Origin of the sequence: Pseudonocardia lacus (assembly GCF_018531445.1) — a bacterium.
In the GTDB taxonomy this organism is placed as follows: domain Bacteria; phylum Actinomycetota; class Actinomycetes; order Mycobacteriales; family Pseudonocardiaceae; genus Pseudonocardia; species Pseudonocardia lacus.
In genome coordinates, this window is the sequence record NZ_JAHDTH010000176.1 from 1 (window position 1) to 17,598 (window position 17,598).

Below are 17,598 nucleotides of genomic sequence, written 5' to 3' on the forward strand. Positions count from 1 at the left end.
GGCCGGCCGGGGTGCCGATGCCCGCGGTGCTGGCCGGGTCGGGGGTGGTGGCCGCGGGGGTGCTGCTGGCGGCGGTGCTGCTGGTGCTGCGCGGCCGGCGGGCGCGGGCCGCGCGGGCAGCGGGGCGGCACCGACGGCTCTAGGACGGGCGCACCAGGGTCGAAGGGCCCGAGGATCCGGGCCCTTCCTCGGGACCGCACCCGGGCGGACGGCGCATCCCGCTGATCCGTCGGGTCGTCACTCTGCGGTTGTCGGGCGGTGACGAAAAGCGAGCGTGCTGTTCTGCGTGAGCCCCATTCCGTCACGGGTGGGAATTGTTCGGGCACCGAGCGTCGAATCGGCGGAACAAATCGGGCGGACCAGGTGCCGCATGGTCGGGTGTTAGCGTCCGCTGATCATTTTCCTGACGACCGGACGGAGTACGCCCGTGGACATCGAGACCGCCCTCAAGTCGACCATGGAGATCGACGGCGCGGTGGGCGCCGCGATCGTGGACGCCGAGAGCGGCATGATGCTGGGCAGCATGGGAGGGGGCCGTCACCTCGACCTTGAGGTCGCCGCGGCGGGCAACACCGAGGTCGTGCGGGCCAAACTGCGGGCGATGGCGATGCTCGACATCCAGGACGACATCGAGGACGTGCTCATCACCCTGGGTCGGCAGTACCACGTGATCCGGCTGCTGGACACCAAGGGCGCCGGCACCCTGTTCGTGTACCTCGCCCTCGACCGCGCCCGCGCCAACCTCGCGATGGCCCGCCACCAGCTGCGCCAGATCGAGCGCGTGCTCTCCCTCTGATCCCCTCGATCCGCCCCACGGCAGGGTTGCCGGGTGGGCGGGTCGACGGTGGTCATCGGGTGGGGGTTCGCGGCGGCGCTCCTGCTGCTGGCGGCGACGGCCTCGGTCGTCGCCGGGCTGGGGGGTCTCGGCGTCGGGCGCGCAACCGCGACGGCGGCGCTGCGGGCGCTGGCCCAGCTCGCCGCGGTCAGCGCGATCATCGTCGCGGTCGTCGGGTCGCTGTGGCTGTCCGCGGCGTTCGTGCTGGTGATGCTGGGCGTCGCGGCGGTCACGTCGGCGCGGCGGATGACCCCCGAGCGGGCCGGGCTGCTGGCGGTGCTGCCGATCGTGGCCGGTGCGGCGCCGGTGGTCGCGATCGTGCTGGCCACCGGGACCGTGCCGCCGACGGGCATCGCGCTCGTCCCGGTCTGCGGGATCGTCATCGGCGGGGCGATGACGGCGACCTCGCTGGCCGGGCGGCGCGCGCTCGACGAGCTGGTCGCCCGGCGGGGCGAGTTCGAGGCCGCGCTGTCGCTGGGCCTGCTCGACCGCGACGCCGCGATGCTGCTGGTCCGCCCGTCGGCCGCGCAGGCGCTCGTGCCGGCGCTCGACCAGACCCGCACGGTGGGGCTGGTGACGCTGCCCGGGGCGTTCGTCGGGGTGCTGATCGGCAGCGGCGACGCCGTGCAGGCCGGCGCGGCGCAGCTGCTGGTGCTGGTCGGGCTGCTGGCGGCCGAGTCGGTTGCGGTGCTGGTGACCGTGGAGCTGGTGGCCCGCGGCCGGATCAGCCGGCCGGGCGCGCCGGGCTGAGTCGCGGGAGACCGCCGCCGAGCTGGGGCTGGTGTTCCCCCGCCGCGACGGAAACCGGTGGTCCGCCCGCGGGCGCGGTTGCTACGGTCCGCTCGTGCACCACCACTACTTCCTCTGAGGGCGCGGACGCGCGGCCGCGGCGATGCACGCCGGGCCGCGGCTCGTCGTGTCCGCCGTCAGTGCACCCGCGTCGACAGCCCGCCCCGCCCCGGGGCCGCGCCGGCGCGCCCCAGGAGGAAGCGTGTCCGCCCCCACCACCGCCCGTTCCCGCGCGCACCTGCGCGCCACCGACCTCCACCTCGCCCGCGGCGGCCGGCCCGTGCTGGTCGGCGTCGATCTGACCGTCGCCGCGGGCGACCGGCTCGGCGTCGTCGGCGAGAACGGCCGCGGCAAGACCACCCTGCTGCAGGTCCTGGCCGGTCGACTGGCACCGGACCGCGGGAGCGTGCGCCGGTCCGGCTCGATCGGCGTCGCCGACCAGGAGCTGCCGATCGGCGACGACCGCACGGTCGGCGATCTGATCGACGTCGAGCTCGCCGACGTGCGCGCGTCGATGGCCGCCTTCGACGCCGCCACGGCCGCGCTCGCCGAGGACCGGCCCGGCGCCGACGACGCCTACGGCCGCGCGCTGGCCGCCGTCGAGGCGTTGGACGCCTGGGACGCCGACCGCCGCGTCGACCTGGCGCTCGCCGGCCTCGGGGCCCCCGACGACCGGACCCGGCCGCTGGGCACCCTGTCGGTGGGGCAGCGCTACCGGGTGCGGCTGGCCTGCCTGCTCGGCGCCGGGCACGACCTCCTCCTGCTCGACGAGCCCACCAACCACCTCGACGCCGCCGGCCTGGCGCACCTCACCGCGGCCCTGCGCGCGCACCCGGGCGGCGTGGTGCTGGTCAGCCACGACCGGGCCCTGCTGGCCGACGTCGTCACGACGGTGCTCGACCTCGACCCGAGCGCCGATGCCCGCCCGCGCACCTACGGCGGCGGCTACGCCGGCTACCGGGAGGGCCGGCGGGCCGAGCGGGAGCGCTGGGAGGCCGCGTTCCGGGCCCAGGAGGCCGAGCGGGAGCGGCTCGCCGATGGCCTCGCCGCGGCGCGGGACCGACTGGTCAGCGGGTGGCGCCCGGACAAGGGCACCGGCAAGCACACCCGGGCCACCCGGGCGCCGGGGCTCGTCCGGGCGGTGCACCGGCGCCAGGACGAGCTGGACGCGCACGCCGTCGACGTGCCCGAGCCGCCGCTGCGGTTCGCGCTGCCCGCCCTGCAGGCCCGGCCCGGTATGGCGCTGCTGCGCGCCGAGGAGGTGGCCGTCGACGGGCGGCTGGCCGGGCTGTGCTCGGTCGAGCTCGCCACCGGCGATCGGCTCGTGGTCGCCGGGCCGAACGGGGCCGGCAAGTCCAGCCTGCTGCGGGTGCTCGCGGGCGTGCTCGACCCGACGTCGGGCCGGGTGCGCCCGCGCCGCGACGTGCGGATCGGGCTGCTGGCCCAGGAGTCGCCCCCGCCCGGGCGGCGGCGCGCCGCGGCCGTCTACGAGGCGGCCCAGGACCGGGCGGTGGTGGCCGGGCGGTTGGCCGCCGCCGAGCGGGTGCCGCTGTCGGCGCTGGGCCTGCTCGACCGCCGCGACGCGGCACGGCCGGTGGCCGAGCTGTCGCTGGGCCAGCAGCGCCGGCTGGACCTGGCGCTGCTGCTGGTGGCGCGGCCGCACGTGCTGCTGCTCGACGAGCCGACCAACCACCTGTCGATCACCCTGGTCGACGAGCTGACCGCGGCGCTGTCGGCCACCCCGGCGGCCGTCGTCGTGGCCACCCACGACCGCCAGCTCCTGCGCGACACGGCCGCCTGGCCCCGCCTGATCCTGTCCCCCTCCGTCGAGAACGAAGCTGTCGCGAATTGGACCGGTCCACAATGACGACAACGTCGTTCTCGACGGTCAGAGGAGGGCGCGGACGAGCTCGACCGGGTGGTGGGCGCGGCGGGGGGTGCCGTGGGCGATCTGCTGGCGGCAGGAGACGCCCGTCGCGGCCAGCACAGTGGTATCCGGTTCGGCGCGGACGGCGGGGAACAACCGGTCCTCGCCGACCCGCATCGACAGGTCGTAGTGCTCGGCCTCGAACCCGAACGAGCCGGCCATCCCGCAGCACCCGGCGTCGAGCTCGACGACCTCGGCACCGGGGATGCGCTCCAGCAGCGCGACGGTCGACGCCGTGCCGACCTCGGCCTTCTGGTGGCAGTGGCCGTGGAACAGGATCCGCCTCCCGGCCGGCCAGCCGTCCTCGCGCAGCACCAGGCTCCCGTCGTCGACGGCCTCGACCAGCAACTCGTCGACGAGCTTCGCGCGCGATCCGACGTCGGCGACGCGTGGATCGTCGCCGAGCAGCGTGCGGTGCTCGGAGCCCAGCGTCAGCAGGCACGACGGCTCGACGCCGACGATCGGGCCGGTCGTGGCGGCGAGCGCGCCCACCAGCCCGGACGCCTGCTCGCGGGCGCGCTCCAGCAGTCCCTTGGAGAACGCGGCCCGCCCGCAGCAGCCGCCGCTCTCCAGCCGCACCTCCCAGCCGGCGCGTTCCAGCAGTTCGACCGCGGCGATGCCGATCGCGGGCTCGGTGAAGCTGGTGAACGAGTCGGCCAGCAGCGTCAGCGGGCCGCGGGAACCGGTCGTCTCGGCGGCGGGGGAGTGGCGGCGGAACCAGCGCGGCAGGGTGCGCCGGGTGAACCGGGGCAGCGGCCGCTGCGGGGCGATCCCCAGCCGGGCGCCGAGCAGCCTGCGCACCGGCGAGAGGCGCCCGGGCAGGTTGGACAGCGGCGCGGTGGCCGTGCCGAACCGGTTGAGAGCCCGGATGCCGGCGAACACCTTCGACCGCGCGGGCACGCCGTGCGTGGCGTACCGCTGGTGCAGCGCCTCGCTCTTGAGCGTGGCCATGTCCACGCCCAGCGGGCACTCGCTCGCGCACGCCTTGCACATCAGGCACAGATCGAGCACCTCGTGCAGCCGCTCGTCGCCGAGCGCGGCCGCGGCATCGGGCTCGGTGAGCGCCTTGACCAGCGCGTTGGCCCGGCCGCGGGTGGAGTCCTCCTCGCGGCGGGTCGCCATGTAGGACGGGCACATCACGCCGCTGCCGCTCTTGCGGCACAGCCCGATGTTCATGCACCGGTCGGCGGCCCCGCGCATGCCGGACTCCCCGCCGCTGACCACGGTGAAGTCCAGCGCCGTGCGCAGCCGCCCTGGTGGGGGCAGCGCGGCGTCGCGCAGGTTGTCGGTCATCGACGGCGCATCGACGATCTTGCCGGGGTTGAGCCGGCCGTGCGGGTCGAAGATGCCCTTGACCCGGCGCATGGCCTCGTAGAGGTCGTCGCCGAACAGCCTGCGGTTGAACTCGCTGCGGGCCAGGCCGTCGCCGTGCTCGGAGGAGTTGGCCCCGCCGAACTCGGCGACCAGGTCGCGCACGTCCTCGGCGACCGCGCGCATCTTCGCCACCTCGTCGGGGCGGGTGAGGTCGACGAACGGGCGGATGTGCAGGCAGCCCACCGAGCAGTGGCCGTAGAAGCCGGCGCGCATGCCGTGGCGGTCGAGCACTGCGGCGAACCGGTCGGTGAACTCGACCAGCCGGGCCGGGTCGACGGCGGTGTCCTCGACGAACGCCAGCGGCCGGTTCGCCCCGACGCTGGCCGCCATGAGCAGCCCGAGTCCGGCCTTGCGGACCTTGAGCAGCGCGCCCTGCTGGGCCGGGGTCTCGGCGAGCAGTGTGTGGTAGCCGTGGTCGTGCCGCTTCCACAGCGCGGTGAGCCGCTCCAGCGAGCCGGCCAGCTCGGCCGGGTCGTCGCCGCTGAAGGAGACGAACAGCAGCGCGTCGGGGTCGTCGTGCAGGATCGCGCCCAGCGCGGCGTACTCGATCTTCTGCCGGGACAGGTCGAGGATCGTCCGGTCCATCAGCTCGACGGCGGCCGGATCGCAGGCCAGGGCGTCGTCGGTGGCGGCGATGGCGGCCGCCGTGGAGCGGAAGTGCCCGACGGCGATCACGGTGTGCGCGGGCCTGGGCACCAGCCCCACCGTCGCCTCGGTGACGACGGCCAGCGTGCCCTCCGAGCCGACGACGAACTCCGCCAGGTCCAGGGGCGCCCCGGAGTCGAGCGCCGCGGCCAGCCGGTCGAGCCGGTAGCCGCCGGCCCGGCGCCAGTACGCCGGGAAACCGGTGGCGATGGCCTCCCGGCTCGCCTCGACCAGCCGCGGCAGCTCCCGGTAGAGCCGCGCCTCCAGGCCCGTGCCGCCCGCCCGCCGCTCCCGCTCGGCCGCGTCCACCGGCTCGAACCGCGCGGTGGAGGCGTCGGAGAGCACCACGTCGAGGGCGTGCACGTGGTCGATGGTCATGCCGTAGCGCACCGACCCGCTGCCCGCCGAGTTGTTGCCGATCATCCCGCCGAGCGTGGCCCGGTTCGCGGTGGAGGTGTCCGGCCCGAACATCAGCCCGTGCGCCCCCGCGGCCTGGTTGAGCTGCTCCTGAACCACACCGGGCTGCACGCGCGCGGTGCGCGCGCCGGGGTCGAGCGCGACGATCCGGTCCATGTGCCGGGAGAAGTCCAGCACCACCGCGTCGGCCACGGTCTGCCCGGCCAGGCTGGTGGCCGCGCCGCGGGCCAGCACCGGCACGCCGTGCTCCGCGGCCAGTTGCACGGCGGCCACCACGTCGTCGGCGTGCCGCGGCGCGACGACCCCGCGCGGCCGGATCGCGTACATGGAGGCGTCGCGGGAGTAGAGGTGGCGGGTGTAGTCGTCGAACAGGACCTCGCCGTCGAGCCGCTCGCCGAGCGCCTTCGCGAGCTCGCCAGGTGCCGACGGTGCGCTCGCGGGCTCTCCCGGTGTCGATGGTTCGCTCGCAAGCTCGCTCACGTGGCGTCCCGCAGGTGCTCCAGCGCCACCTCGACCCCGCCGGGCTTGATCGGCACCCCGGCCAGCTGCAGCCCCATCTGCACCCCGGACAGCGTCCCGGCCAGGCTGAGGTCGTTGAAGTGGCCCAGGTGCCCGATCCGGAACACCGTGCCGGCCAGCTTGCCCAGCCCGTTGCCCAGCGACATGTCGAAGCGGTCCAGGACCACCCGGCGCACCTCGTCGGCGTCGTGCCCGGGCGGCAGCAGCACCGCGGTGAGCGACGCCGAGTACTCGCGATCGTCGAGGCAGAGCACCTCCAGCCCCCACGCCCGCACCGCGGCCCGGGTGGCCGCGCCGTGGCGCCGGTGGCGGGCGAACACCGCCGGCAGGCCCTCCTCGGCGAGCATCGCGCAGGCCTCGCGCAGCCCGTAGAGCAGGTTCGTGGCCGGGGTGTAGGGGAAGAAGCCGCGGGCGTTGGCCTCCAGGACCGGGTCCCAGTCGAAGTACGAGCGGGGCAGGCCCGCGCGCCGGTCGAGCGCCTTGCGGCTGATCGCGTTGAAGCTCAGCCCCGGCGGCAGCATCAGCCCCTTCTGCGAGCCGGCCACCGTCACGTCCACGCCCCACTCGTCGTGGCGGTAGTCGATCGAGCCGAGCGAGGAGATGGTGTCGACCATCAGCAGCGCCGGGTGGGCGGCCGCGTCGATCGCCGCGCGCACGTCGGCCACCCGGCTGGTGACGCCGGTCGAGGTCTCGTTGTGGACGACGCAGACGGCGGCGATCTCGTGGCCGGTGTCGGCGGCGAGGCGGTCCCGCACGGCGTCCGGGTCGACGCCGTGGCGCCAGTCGCCGGGGATGACGTCGACGCTGAGCCCGTGCTTGACGGCCAGCCCCGACCACAGCGTGGAGAAGTGGCCGGTCTCGCCGATCAGCACCCGGTCGCCGGGGGAGAGCGTGTTGACCAGCGCCGCCTCCCACGCGCCCGTCCCGGATGCCGGGTAGATCACCACCGGGCCCGTGGTGCCGAAGACCGGTTTGACCGCGTCGAGCAGCTCGGTGGTCAGCGCGGCGAACTCCGGGCCGCGGTGGTCGATGGTCGGCGCCGACATCGCCCGCAGGACCCGGTCCGGGACGTTGGTCGGGCCCGGGATCTGCAGGAAGTGCCGGCCTTCGTGGGTGACCACAGCCGCTCCGATCGTCGCGCGCGCGGATGTCGGGATGCGGAAGACATCTACCGCAGCGTGCCGCAGTCGTCCACTCGTGATCTGCCCGTGATGGCCCGTGCGATCAATCAGCAGGGCTGATCGGAGCATTGACCGAGGGTGTGACGCCGACCATACTCGGCGCCGAAATCCATCTTCCGCATGTCGGAAGTAGCGCGGAGTACCACGTTCCCTCCCGTCGCCGTCAGCCGTGAGGAAGTGCGAATCCGGATGACCGTTCACGTGCTCGCGATCGCGGCCCTGGTCGCGGCGTTCGTCCTGGCCACCGTCCTGCCCATCAACCTCGGGGCCATCAGCCTCGTCGCCGCGTTCATCGTCGGCATGTTCGTCGTCGACGGCTCGCCCGACGACGTCGCCGACACGATCTTCGACGGTTTCCCCGGCTCGCTGTTCGTGATCCTGGTCGGGGTCACGTTCCTGTTCGCGATAGCCCGGGCCAACGGCACCGTCGACTGGCTCGTCCACCAGGCCGTGCGCGGCGTCGGCGGCCGGATCGCGCTGATCCCGTGGATCATGTTCGTGGTCACCGGGCTGCTGACCGCGTTCGGCGCGGTGGTGCCGGCCGCGGTCGCGATCATCGCGCCGATCGGGCTGGGCTTCGCCCTGCAGCACCGGATCAACCCGGTGCTCATGGGGCTCTCGATCATCAACGGGGCGAGCGCCGGCGGGTTCTCCCCGCTGTCGATCTTCGGCGTGATCACCAACGGCGTGGTCGCCGAGAGCGGGCTGCCGGGCAGCCCGGTGGTCCTGTTCCTGGGCAGCCTGGTGTTCAACACCCTGCTCAACTCGGTCATGTTCTTCGTGTTCGGCGGGCGCGAACTGCTCGGCAGGGTGGTCGACCCGCACGCCCCCGACGAGTCCGAGCCGGACACCGCCCGGGTCGCCCCGGGCGGCGGCCCCGGCGCGGCCAGGGCGGGCCGGCCGGAGCCGGCCCGCACCACGGGCGCCACCGGCGCCCCGTTCACCGACCACGACGAGGGCGCCGTCACCACCCTCGACCTCAACCGCTCGCTCACCCTCGTCGCGCTGGTCGGGCTGGCCGTGGGCGCGCTGGCCTTCCAGCTCGACGTCGGCCTGCTCGCGATCACCGCGGCCGTGCTGCTCTCGCTGCTGGCCCCGAACACCTACAAGGGCGCCGTCGCCCAGGTGGCCTGGCCGACCGTGCTGCTGATCTGCGGCATCGTCACCTACGTCAACCTGCTGCAGGAGATGGGCACCGTCGACTTCCTCGGCGAGCAGGTGGCCCTGATCGGCATCCCGCTGCTGGCCGCGCTGGTGATCTGCTACATCGGCGCCGCGGTCTCGGCGTTCGCCTCCACCACCGGCATCCTCGGCGCGCTCATCCCGCTGGCCGTGCCGTTCCTGCTGGCCGGGCACGTCGGCGCGATCGGACTGATCACCGCGCTGGCCATCTCCTCCTCGGTGGTCGACTCCAGCCCGTTCTCCACCTCCGGCGCCCTTGTGACGGCCAACGCTCCGGAAGGACAGCGCGACTACGTCTACCGCAGGCTGATGCGATGGGGCTTCTCGATGGTGCTGATCGCTCCGCCGGTGACCTGGGTGCTGCTGGTGGTCCCGGGGTGGCTGTAGATCCACGGCCGGCAGCCCTCGACGGGCTCACCGTCCTGGAGGTCGGCGTGTTCATGGCGGCCCCGTTCGCCACGATGCAGCTCGCCGACCTCGGCGCCCGGGTGATCAAGGTGGAGAACCCGGCCGGCCCCGACCCCACCCGCGCCACCGGCCCCTTCCTCGACGGCCCGGACGGGCGCCGGCACAGCTCCCCGTTCGCCCGGCTCAACCGCAACAAGGAGTCGGTGGCGCTGGACCTGAAGTCCGGGGCCGGGCGCGCGGCGTTCCTGCGCCTGGCCGCCCGGGCCGACGCGCTGGTGGAGAACCTGCGCCCGGGGGCGATGCGGCGGCTCGGCCTGGGGCCCGACGAGCTGGCCGCGGTCAACCCGCGGCTGGTGTACGCCTCGGCGTCCGGGTTCGGCCAGGACGGCCCGCTGGCCGCGCTGCCCGGGCTGGACATCATGGCCCAGGCCCGCTCCGGGCTGATGAGCATCACCGGTACCCCGGACGGCGACCCGGCCAAGGTCGGCGTGCCCATCTGCGACCTGGTCAGCGGGCTCTACACGGCGCTGGCCGTGGTCGGCGCGCTGCGCGCCCGCGATCGCGACGGCGAGGGCCAGCGCGTCGACGTCTCGCTGCTGGAGTCGGGGGTGTCGCTGGCGGTGTGGGAGGCCGGCACGTACCTGGCCACCGGCGAGGTCGGGCGCCCGCTCGGCTCCGCGCACCAGACCCAGGCCCCGTACCAGGCGGTGCGCTGCGCCGACGGCTTCGTGACCCTCGGCGCGATCACCGCGAAGACCTGGGACGGGCTGTGCGCCGCACTCGGGCTGCCCGCGCTGCGCGACGACCCCCGCTACCGCGACTCCGCCTCCCGCCACGCCCACCGCGACACGCTGATCCCGGCGATCGAGGGCGCCGTCGCGGGCCGGACGCGGGACGAGGTCGTCGCCGCGCTGGAGGTGGCGGGCGTGCCCTGCGCGCCGATCGAGGACTACGGGCGGGTCTTCACCGACGAGCACCTGCGCGAGCGCGACTTCTTCTGGGACGCCGAGCACCCCGACCTCGGCCCGGTGCGCCAGCTCGGCTCGCCGATGCGCCTGTCGGGCACGCCGGCCCGGCGCGGCCCGGCCGGCCCGGTGCTCGGCGCCGACACCCGCGCGGTCCTCACCGAGGTGGGCGCGCCACCCGAGGAGATCGAGGCGGCGCTGGCGGCGCTGGCGGTGCTGTCGTGACCGACCTGCTGGTGGAGAAGCTCGGCCCGACCCTGCGGGTCACGTTCAACCGGCCGAAGGCCCACAACGCGCTCACCTTCGCGATGTACGAGGGGCTGCACGCGGCCTGCGAGGCCGCCGACGACGACCCCGACGTCCGCGTGCTGGTGCTGCGCGGGGCCGGGGACAAGGCCTTCGTCTCCGGCACCGACATCGCCCAGTTCGCCGGGTTCGACGGCCCTGAAGGCGTCGTCTACGAGCGGCGCATCACCCGCGTCGTGCGCCGGATCGAGGACACCTCCGTCCCCACGGTCGCCGCGATCGACGGCTACTGCATCGGCGGTGGGCTGGCCGTCGCGGCGGCCTGCGACCTGCGCATCGCCACCGCGGCGTCGCGGTTCGGGGTGCCGATCGCGCGCACCCTGGGCAACTGCCTGTCGATGGACACCCAGGCCCTGCTGGTGGCCCACCTCGGTCCCGCCCGGACGCTCGACATGCTGCTGCGGGCCCGCCTGCTCGACGCCGCCGAGGTGCACGCGGCCGGGTTCGTCACCCAGCTGGCCGCGGACACCGCCGGCCTCGACGAGGCACTGGAGTCCACCGTGACCGCGCTCGCCGGGCACGCGCCGCTGACGATGTGGGCGACCAAGCAGGCCGTCGCCCGGCTGCGCCGCGCCGCCCTCCCCGACGGCGACGACCTGGTGGAGCGCGTCTACGGCAGCGCCGACTTCGCCGCCGGGCAGGCCGCGTTCGGCACCCGGGCGCGGCCGACCTGGGAGGGGCGCTGAGGGCGCGCGGCTAGGCTCGGTGGTCGAGACGGCGGGAGAAGCATGGGTGAGGGGTCCGAACGCGGGGGTGGGGTGCAGTCGCTCAACCGCGCCTTCGCCCTGCTGGAGCACATGGCCGCGGCCGGCGGCGACGTGGCGCTCTCGGAGCTGGCCGCGCGCTCCGGGCTGCCGCTGCCCACCATCCACCGCATCATCCGCACCCTGGTCGGCTCCGGCTACGTCCGCCAGCTGCCCTCGCGCCGCTACGCGCTGGGCCCGCGGCTGATCGGCCTGGGCGACGCCGCCTCCCGGATGCTGGGGGAGTGGGCCCGCCCGCACCTGGCCCAGCTCGTCGACGAGGTCGGCGAGACGGCCAACATGGCCGTCCTGGACGGCGACGCGGTCGTCTACGTGGCCCAGGTGCCCTCCCGGCACTCGATGCGGATGTTCACCGAGGTGGGCAGGCGAGTGCCGGTGCACTGCACGGGCGTGGGCAAGGCGCTGCTCGCCCAGCTCCCCCCGGAGCGGGTGCGCGCGCTGCTGGCCGGCGCCGGGATGCCCGCCCAGACCCCGCACACCATCACCGACCCCGACCGCCTCGCCCGCGAGCTCGACCGCATCCGCCACCAGGGCTACGCCGTCGACGACGCCGAGCAGGAGCTGGGTGTGCGCTGCGTGGCCGTGGCGGTGCCCGGCGGGCCGTCGATGACCGCGCTGTCGGTGTCCGGGCCGGAGAGCCGGGTCACCTGGGCCGCGGTGGAGCGGATCGCCCCCCTGCTGCGCGAGGCGGCGCGAGCACTGGCCGGGCACCTGGACGCGCGCGGAGCGATGGCCTGAGCAGGAGGAGCGGCAGTGAACGAAGAGCACCTGACGCTGTGCGCGAGCGAGGAGTGGCGCGCGCTCGTCGCCGACGAACTGCTGCCCTGGGTGCTGGGCGGCGGCGATGACCGGGTCGACCTCGGCGACGACGTCCTGGAGATCGGCGCCGGCCCCGGCCTGGTCACCGACCTGCTGATCGAGCGGGCGCCCCGGGTGACGGCCGTCGAACTGGACGTCGAGCTGGCCGACGCCCTGCGCGCCCGCATGGCGGGACGACCGGTGGAGGTCGTCACCGCCGACGCCACCGCCCTCCCGCTGCCCTCCGACCGGTTCTCCGCGGCGGCGTGCTTCACGATGCTCCACCACATCCCCGAGGTCGCCCTGCAGGACCGGGCCCTCGTCGAGCTGGCCCGAGTGCTGCGACCCGGTGGGCTGCTGCTGGGGACCGACGGGGAGGACACGCCGAAGCGGCGGGCGCTGCACGTCGGCGACGTCTTCACCCCCATCGACCCGCGGGGGTTCCCCGCGCGCCTGGCGGCGGCGGGCTTCACCGACGTCCTGGTCGACTCGAATGGGGACCGGTTCCGGTTCCGGGGGCGGGCGCGGTAGTCGAGAGGGCCCTCAGCGTGATCGGATCGGCCGCTGACCCCACTGAGGGCCCTCTCACCCGCGAAGTGGTCGGAACGCCCGCGGGCGGGCCCGCCGCTGCGGCACGGTCTCCCCATGACGGAGGAGGTGCCGGGGTGGCCCGTGGCGTTCCGCGGCTCGGCGGCGGTGGCCGCTGGGCTGGTGACGAAGGAGCAGGTGCGCGGGCCGCGCTACCTGCGGCTCTTCCCCGACACGTACGTCCGCCGGTCGGATCGCCCACCCGATCTCACGCTCCGGGCGCTCGCCGCGTACCGGTGGTCACAGGGGCGGGGGGTAGTGGCCGGGTACGCGGCCGCCGAACTGCTCGGGGCGTCCTGCGGGCCCGTCCACGCGCCGATCGAGATCGTGCTCGGGCAGAAGCGCCGGGCCCACCCCGGCTTGCTGGTGATCCGTGAGCGGCTCGACCCGGCCGAGATCGTCGGGGTGCGTGGCGTGCGGGTCACCTCGCCCCGACGGACCGCGTTCGACCTGGGCCGCCGGGGCCCGCTGGTGGAGCGGGTGGTCGCGGTGGACGCGCTGGCCAACGCGCACCGGTTCCTGCCCGACGACCTGCTCGGACTCGCCGACCACCACCGTGGCGCTCGCGGCATCGCGGGCCTGACCGAGGCGGTGCGGTACGCGGACCGCCGAGCCGGCTCGCCCATGGAGACGCGGCTCCGGCTGACCGTCGTGCTGGGTGGGCTCCCGGCGCCCGAGGTCCAGTGGGTGGTGCAGGACGATTCGGCGCGGACGGCGGTGTGGCTGGACCTGGCCTATCCCGCGCACCGCATCGGCATCGAGTACGACGGCGCCGTGCACACCGGCGCGGGCGCGGTCCTGCGGGACATCGCCCGGCACACGGCGCTGCTCGACCAGGGCTGGCGGGTGTACCGGTACACGAAGGACGACGTCCTGCGTCGGCCCGACCGGATCGTGGCGCAGGTGGCTCGGGCGCTTTGCCGACCTCGCGGTGGGTGAGTGCCCCGGCCCGGGCTCGGGAAAGATCCACTCGGCCGACAGGGCCCTCAGCGTGATTGAATCGCGCGCTGACCCCGCTGAGGGCCCTCTCATCCATCGACCCCCATGACTACCTCGCATTTCTTGAGGTCATTCTTTCGCATCGTCGCGAATGCGGACGCGAGGGCCGGCGCGGTAAAGGCGATCAGTACGCCGAGCCCGGCCCACCACGGCAGCGGGAAGTACCCCATGAGGGCCGAGAAGTGCTCGGACACGTGCGGGTGCTCCACGACCGTCTGCCGGACGGCGAACCCGGCGGCCGGGGTGGCGGTCAGCAGGGCGTCGGCCACCGCGTCCGGGAGCAGGGGCACGGTCGCCAGGATGTAGGGCAGGACGAGCGCGGCCGGGACGAGCAGCGCGGCGCGCCGCAGCCGGGCGGCCACCGCCACCGCGAGGACCGCGGCCACGGCGTGCAGCGCGGCCACCCCGAGGACCATCCGCACGACCGTCGGCGTCGGCGTGGCCAGGACCGGGTTGCCGCCGGCGTGCAGGAGCGCGACGCCGACCGGCACCGTGATCCCGGCGGCCAGCAGCCCGGCGGCGAAGCCGACCGCTCCCACGAGCGCGGCCTTCGCGGCCAGGGCGGAGCGGTCGCGCGGACGGTCGCGGGTGGTGAACCGGGCCGCGACGACGACCAGGACGGCCAGCCCGATCGGCAGGCCGAGGAGGGTGTCCTCGACGGGGCGGCCGGCCTCGTGGCCGGCCACGGCCATGTCGCCGGAGCCGGTGACGGTGAACGTGGTGCCGGACTCGACGAGGCCGGGGGCGCGGCGGAACTTCTCCCAGTCGGTGAGCCCGTGCCTCCCGACGGTATCGGTGGTCCACGGCCCCTCGGTGGAGCCGTCGACGGAGATGCTGTCGAAGGTGGCGGTGGTCTGGGTGAAGCGCATCTCCGGGAGGCTCGCGCCGAGGCCGATCGCGCGCAGCGTCAGGTCGCCGGGGGAGGCGGCGAACAGCCCGACCCGCGCCGTCGCGGGGAGCCCCGGCAGGTGGGCGGTGCCGACCTCGGTCCAGTCGACCCCGTCGACCGACTCGTGGCCGGTGATCGTGTCGCCGGAGCGGGTCAGCCGCAGCCAGCGCGGGCTCTGCTCGGACACGCCGCCGGGGCCGCCGGCGACGTCCTCGGTGAAGTCGTGCTGCATCCGCACGCCGTGCCCCGCCGTGACCATCAGCGCGGCGTACGTGGAGCCCTGCGCGAGGCCGTCCTTGACGATCACACCGGCCTTCGCCCACGGCACCATGCCTTCGACGATCTCGTCGTGGTCGGGCGGCGGGTAGGTGATGATGCCGGTCATCGAGGTCAGCCGGACGGTGATCGAGCCCTGCTCGCCGAGGGGGCGGTGCACGAAGGTGAACTCGTCGCGCACGGTGCGCCCGTCGGGACCGAGGGGCGCGGTGGGGCAGGGCCCCACCCCGGGATCGTGGGACGGGCCGGTGCCGCACTCCGTGCGGCTGGCCAGGCCGACGAGCAGCCCGAGCGAGACGGTCACCAGCACGGCGGCCGCCACGGCCAGCAGCCTGCGCCGGGTGCGGAAGGCGGTCCACTCACGGCGCACGAGCGGGACCGGGGAACGGGTCGACATGTCGCCGGTGTCTACGGACGCGCGCCCCACAGGGGCCGAACCGCCGCCGTCATCGGCATGTTAGGTCCGGCCCGGCATCCTGGGTCCCGGACGAGGGGAGCGACATGGCGCAGACCGTGCGGCAGCGGTTCACCGTGCTCTACGCCGTGGTGTTCGGGGCGTCGGCGGTGGGCCTGCTGGCGTTGACCAACGCGTTCGGCTCCATCTCCGTCACGTCGCCCGCGCCCCGGACGGCCGTCCCGGCCGAGGTGCGGATCGCCCAGATGGAGGCGGAGCTGGTCGAGTCCGCGGCGCGGCAGTCCGAGCAGCTGCTGACCGGATCGCTGCTCGCGCTGGCCGTGGCGCTGGTCGTCGCGGTGGTCGTGGGACGGGCCCTGGCGGGGCGGGTGCTGCGCCCGCTGCGCACCATCACCGCGGCGACCCGGCGGATCTCCGCGGACAACCTGCACGAGCGGCTGGCGCTGGACGGCCCGGCCGACGAGGTAACCGACCTGGCCGACACCGTCGACGACCTGCTCGCCCGGCTGGAGGCGGCGTTCGCCGCGCAGCGCCGGTTCGTCGCCAACGCCTCGCACGAGCTGCGCACCCCCCTGGCGACCATCCGCGCCGCGGTCGACGTGGCCGCGGCCAAGGCGGAGCCGGCCGCGCAGGCCGTCGCGCTGGCCGACCGCGTGCGCACCGAGGTGGACAAGGTCGACCACCTGCTGGAAGGGCTGCTCGCGCTCGCCCGCGCCCGCCACGGCGATCTCGGCGATCCGGAGGCCGTGTCGCTGCACGAGGTCATGACCGAGGCGCTCGCCGCGCACGCCGACCGGATCGCCGAGCGCGGCCTCGTCGTCGAGTCCGACCTGGCCGCCGCCTGGACGCTGGGCAGCCCGGTGCTGCTGGCCCGGCTCGCCGACAACCTCGTCGACAACGCCGTCACCCACAATCACGACGAGGGCTGGGTCCGGGTCGCCACCATCCCCGGCGCGACGGCGCGGCTGGTCGTGGAGACCGGCGGGGCGGTCCTCGACCCGGCCCAGGTCGCTCGGCTCGACCGGCCGTTCACCCGGCTGGCCGCCGACCGGACCGGCTCCGACGGCGGCTCCGGGCTCGGGTTGTCCATCGTCGCGGCCGTGGTAGAGGCGCACGGCGGCCGGCTCGACCTGCGGGCCCGGCCGGAGGGCGGCCTGCGGGTCGGTGTGGCCCTCCCGGCGGCACCCGAACCGGGATCGGCATGAGGGTCCTCGTCGTCGAGGACGCGCGCTCCCTGGCCGCCGTGCTCGCCGAGGGCCTGCGCGACCAGGGCATGGCCGTCGACGTCGCGCACGACGGCCTGGACGCGGCCGCGAAGCTCGACCTCAACCGCTACGACGTGGTCGTCCTCGACCGCGACCTGCCCGGCATCCACGGCGACGCGCTGTGCCAGATGATCACCGCCCGGGACGACCGGGCGATGGTGCTGATGCTCACCGCGGCGGGCTCGCCGGGCGACCGGGTCAGCGGGCTCGGCCTGGGCGCCGACGACTACCTGGGCAAGCCGTTCCACTTCCCGGAGCTGGTGCTGCGGGTGCACGCGCTGGTCCGGCGCCGTCCCGTCGCCCGCGCCCGGACGCTGCGCGCGGGCGGGGTCGAGCTCGACGCGGCCCGCCACACCGCCACCCGCGACGGGCGGCTGCTGGACCTGTCGGTCAAGGAGTTCGCGCTGCTGCACGCCCTGCTGCGGGCCAGCCCCGCGTTCCTGAGCAGCAGCGAGCTGCTCGAACAGGTCTGGGACGAGCACGCCGACCCGTTCACCAACACCGTCGCGGTGACGGTCGGGCGGCTGCGCCGCAAGCTGGGCGACCCGTCGCCGATCACCACCCGGCCCGGGGTGGGCTACCGGATCAGCGAGGGCTGACCCCGGGGGCGCTCAGCGCGGCGATCCGGGCCAGGCGCTGCTCCAGGCCCGCGATCCGGCGCTGGTCGACGACCAGGGAGGCGAGCAGCTCGCCGAAGGCCTCCACCACCCGCAGCTCCCCGGCCAGCAGCTCGTGCCCGGACGGGCGCACCATGATCAGGGCGCCGAGGCCGTGCGGGAGGGCGGCGGCCAGGCCGTGACCGGTCGAGCGGGGCTCGGGGAACGCGGCCGCGGCGGCGTCGAACAGCTGCACGCGGCCGGTCGTGACGGCCTCGACGACCGGCGGCGGCGCGGGATCGGCGGCCAACCGCTCGGCGAGCCAGCGCGGCACGCCGAAGGCGGCCGTGAAGCGCGGCGGGCCCGGCTCGTCGCACAGGTAGAGCCCGGCGCTGTCGGCCGCCATGGCGCGGGTGACCGACCGCAGCGCGGCCCGCGCCGCCGCCAGGAGCCCGGCCGC

General features: G+C 75.2%; 15 protein-coding genes. 11 read left to right on the plus strand and 4 right to left on the minus strand.

Annotated features, from left to right (window positions below):
* Nucleotides 1–427: 427 nt before the first annotated feature.
* From KIK08_RS29140 to KIK08_RS29150, 3 genes are all read left to right on the plus strand, one after another.
* Entirely contained in the window at nt 428–796 is a 369-nt protein-coding gene (locus KIK08_RS29140; RefSeq protein ID WP_214406491.1) for a hypothetical protein, read from the plus strand.
* 33 nt (nt 797–829) lie between these two features.
* Nucleotides 830–1,585: an ABC transporter permease gene (locus tag KIK08_RS29145; protein ID WP_214406492.1), complete on the plus strand. Its 756-nt coding sequence runs from the start codon at nt 830–832 to the stop codon at nt 1,583–1,585.
* Between the two features lie 241 nt (nt 1,586–1,826).
* Nucleotides 1,827–3,491 carry an ABC-F family ATP-binding cassette domain-containing protein gene (locus KIK08_RS29150; protein WP_308257961.1) on the plus strand — a complete coding sequence of 555 codons (1,665 nt, stop codon included), beginning with the start codon at nt 1,827–1,829 and terminating at the stop codon, nt 3,489–3,491.
* A gap of 21 nt (nt 3,492–3,512) precedes the next feature.
* Here the strand turns inward: KIK08_RS29150 and KIK08_RS29155 are convergent, their stop codons facing one another.
* On the minus strand, nt 3,513–6,467 hold the full coding sequence (locus tag KIK08_RS29155; protein WP_308257962.1) for an FAD-binding and (Fe-S)-binding domain-containing protein: 2,955 nt from the start codon (nt 6,465–6,467) through the stop codon (nt 3,513–3,515).
* A complete protein-coding gene (locus tag KIK08_RS29160) occupies nt 6,464–7,627 on the minus strand; it encodes a pyridoxal-phosphate-dependent aminotransferase family protein (RefSeq protein ID WP_308257963.1) in 1,164 nt (387 codons plus the stop codon). The genes KIK08_RS29155 and KIK08_RS29160 overlap by 4 nt, the downstream gene beginning before the upstream one ends.
* A gap of 249 nt (nt 7,628–7,876) precedes the next feature.
* Here KIK08_RS29160 and KIK08_RS29165 point away from each other — a divergent pair, with 249 nt between their 5' ends.
* From KIK08_RS29165 to KIK08_RS29185, 6 genes are all read left to right on the plus strand, one after another.
* Nucleotides 7,877–9,256, plus strand: coding sequence for an SLC13 family permease (locus KIK08_RS29165; RefSeq protein WP_214406495.1), 1,380 nt, complete (start codon nt 7,877–7,879; stop codon nt 9,254–9,256).
* A complete protein-coding gene (locus KIK08_RS40430) occupies nt 9,247–10,467 on the plus strand; it encodes a CaiB/BaiF CoA transferase family protein (protein ID WP_308257964.1) in 1,221 nt (406 codons plus the stop codon). Before KIK08_RS29165 ends, KIK08_RS40430 begins: the two co-directional genes overlap by 10 nt.
* Nucleotides 10,464–11,234, plus strand: coding sequence for an enoyl-CoA hydratase (locus tag KIK08_RS40435; protein ID WP_308257965.1), 771 nt, complete (start codon nt 10,464–10,466; stop codon nt 11,232–11,234). Before KIK08_RS40430 ends, KIK08_RS40435 begins: the two co-directional genes overlap by 4 nt.
* Before the next feature lie 42 nt (nt 11,235–11,276).
* Nucleotides 11,277–12,050: an IclR family transcriptional regulator gene (locus KIK08_RS29175; protein WP_214406497.1), complete on the plus strand. Its 774-nt coding sequence runs from the start codon at nt 11,277–11,279 to the stop codon at nt 12,048–12,050.
* 15 nt (nt 12,051–12,065) lie between these two features.
* The gene (locus KIK08_RS29180; RefSeq protein ID WP_214406498.1) at nt 12,066–12,641 is read left to right on the plus strand and encodes a class I SAM-dependent methyltransferase; all 576 of its coding nucleotides are present in this window, start codon (nt 12,066–12,068) and stop codon (nt 12,639–12,641) included.
* A 114-nt stretch (nt 12,642–12,755) separates the two neighbouring features.
* Nucleotides 12,756–13,637 (plus strand): endonuclease domain-containing protein, encoded by an 882-nt coding sequence (locus tag KIK08_RS29185; protein WP_214406499.1) that lies wholly within the window; start codon nt 12,756–12,758, stop codon nt 13,635–13,637.
* An 89-nt stretch (nt 13,638–13,726) separates the two neighbouring features.
* Here KIK08_RS29185 and KIK08_RS29190 read toward each other — a convergent pair whose 3' ends face one another.
* Entirely contained in the window at nt 13,727–15,259 is a 1,533-nt protein-coding gene (locus KIK08_RS29190) for a DUF1349 domain-containing protein (protein ID WP_214406500.1), read from the minus strand.
* A gap of 104 nt (nt 15,260–15,363) precedes the next feature.
* Here KIK08_RS29190 and KIK08_RS29195 point away from each other — a divergent pair, with 104 nt between their 5' ends.
* Both KIK08_RS29195 and KIK08_RS29200 read left to right on the plus strand, forming a co-directional pair.
* Nucleotides 15,364–16,482, plus strand: a complete 1,119-nt coding sequence (locus tag KIK08_RS29195) for a sensor histidine kinase (protein WP_214406501.1) — start codon at nt 15,364–15,366, stop codon at nt 16,480–16,482.
* A complete protein-coding gene (locus tag KIK08_RS29200) occupies nt 16,479–17,141 on the plus strand; it encodes a response regulator transcription factor (protein ID WP_214406502.1) in 663 nt (220 codons plus the stop codon). The genes KIK08_RS29195 and KIK08_RS29200 overlap by 4 nt, the downstream gene beginning before the upstream one ends.
* Here the strand turns inward: KIK08_RS29200 and KIK08_RS29205 are convergent.
* On the minus strand, nt 17,128–17,598 hold a 471-nt coding region (locus tag KIK08_RS29205), incomplete at its 5' end, for a hypothetical protein (RefSeq protein ID WP_214406504.1). The genes KIK08_RS29200 and KIK08_RS29205 overlap by 14 nt on opposite strands.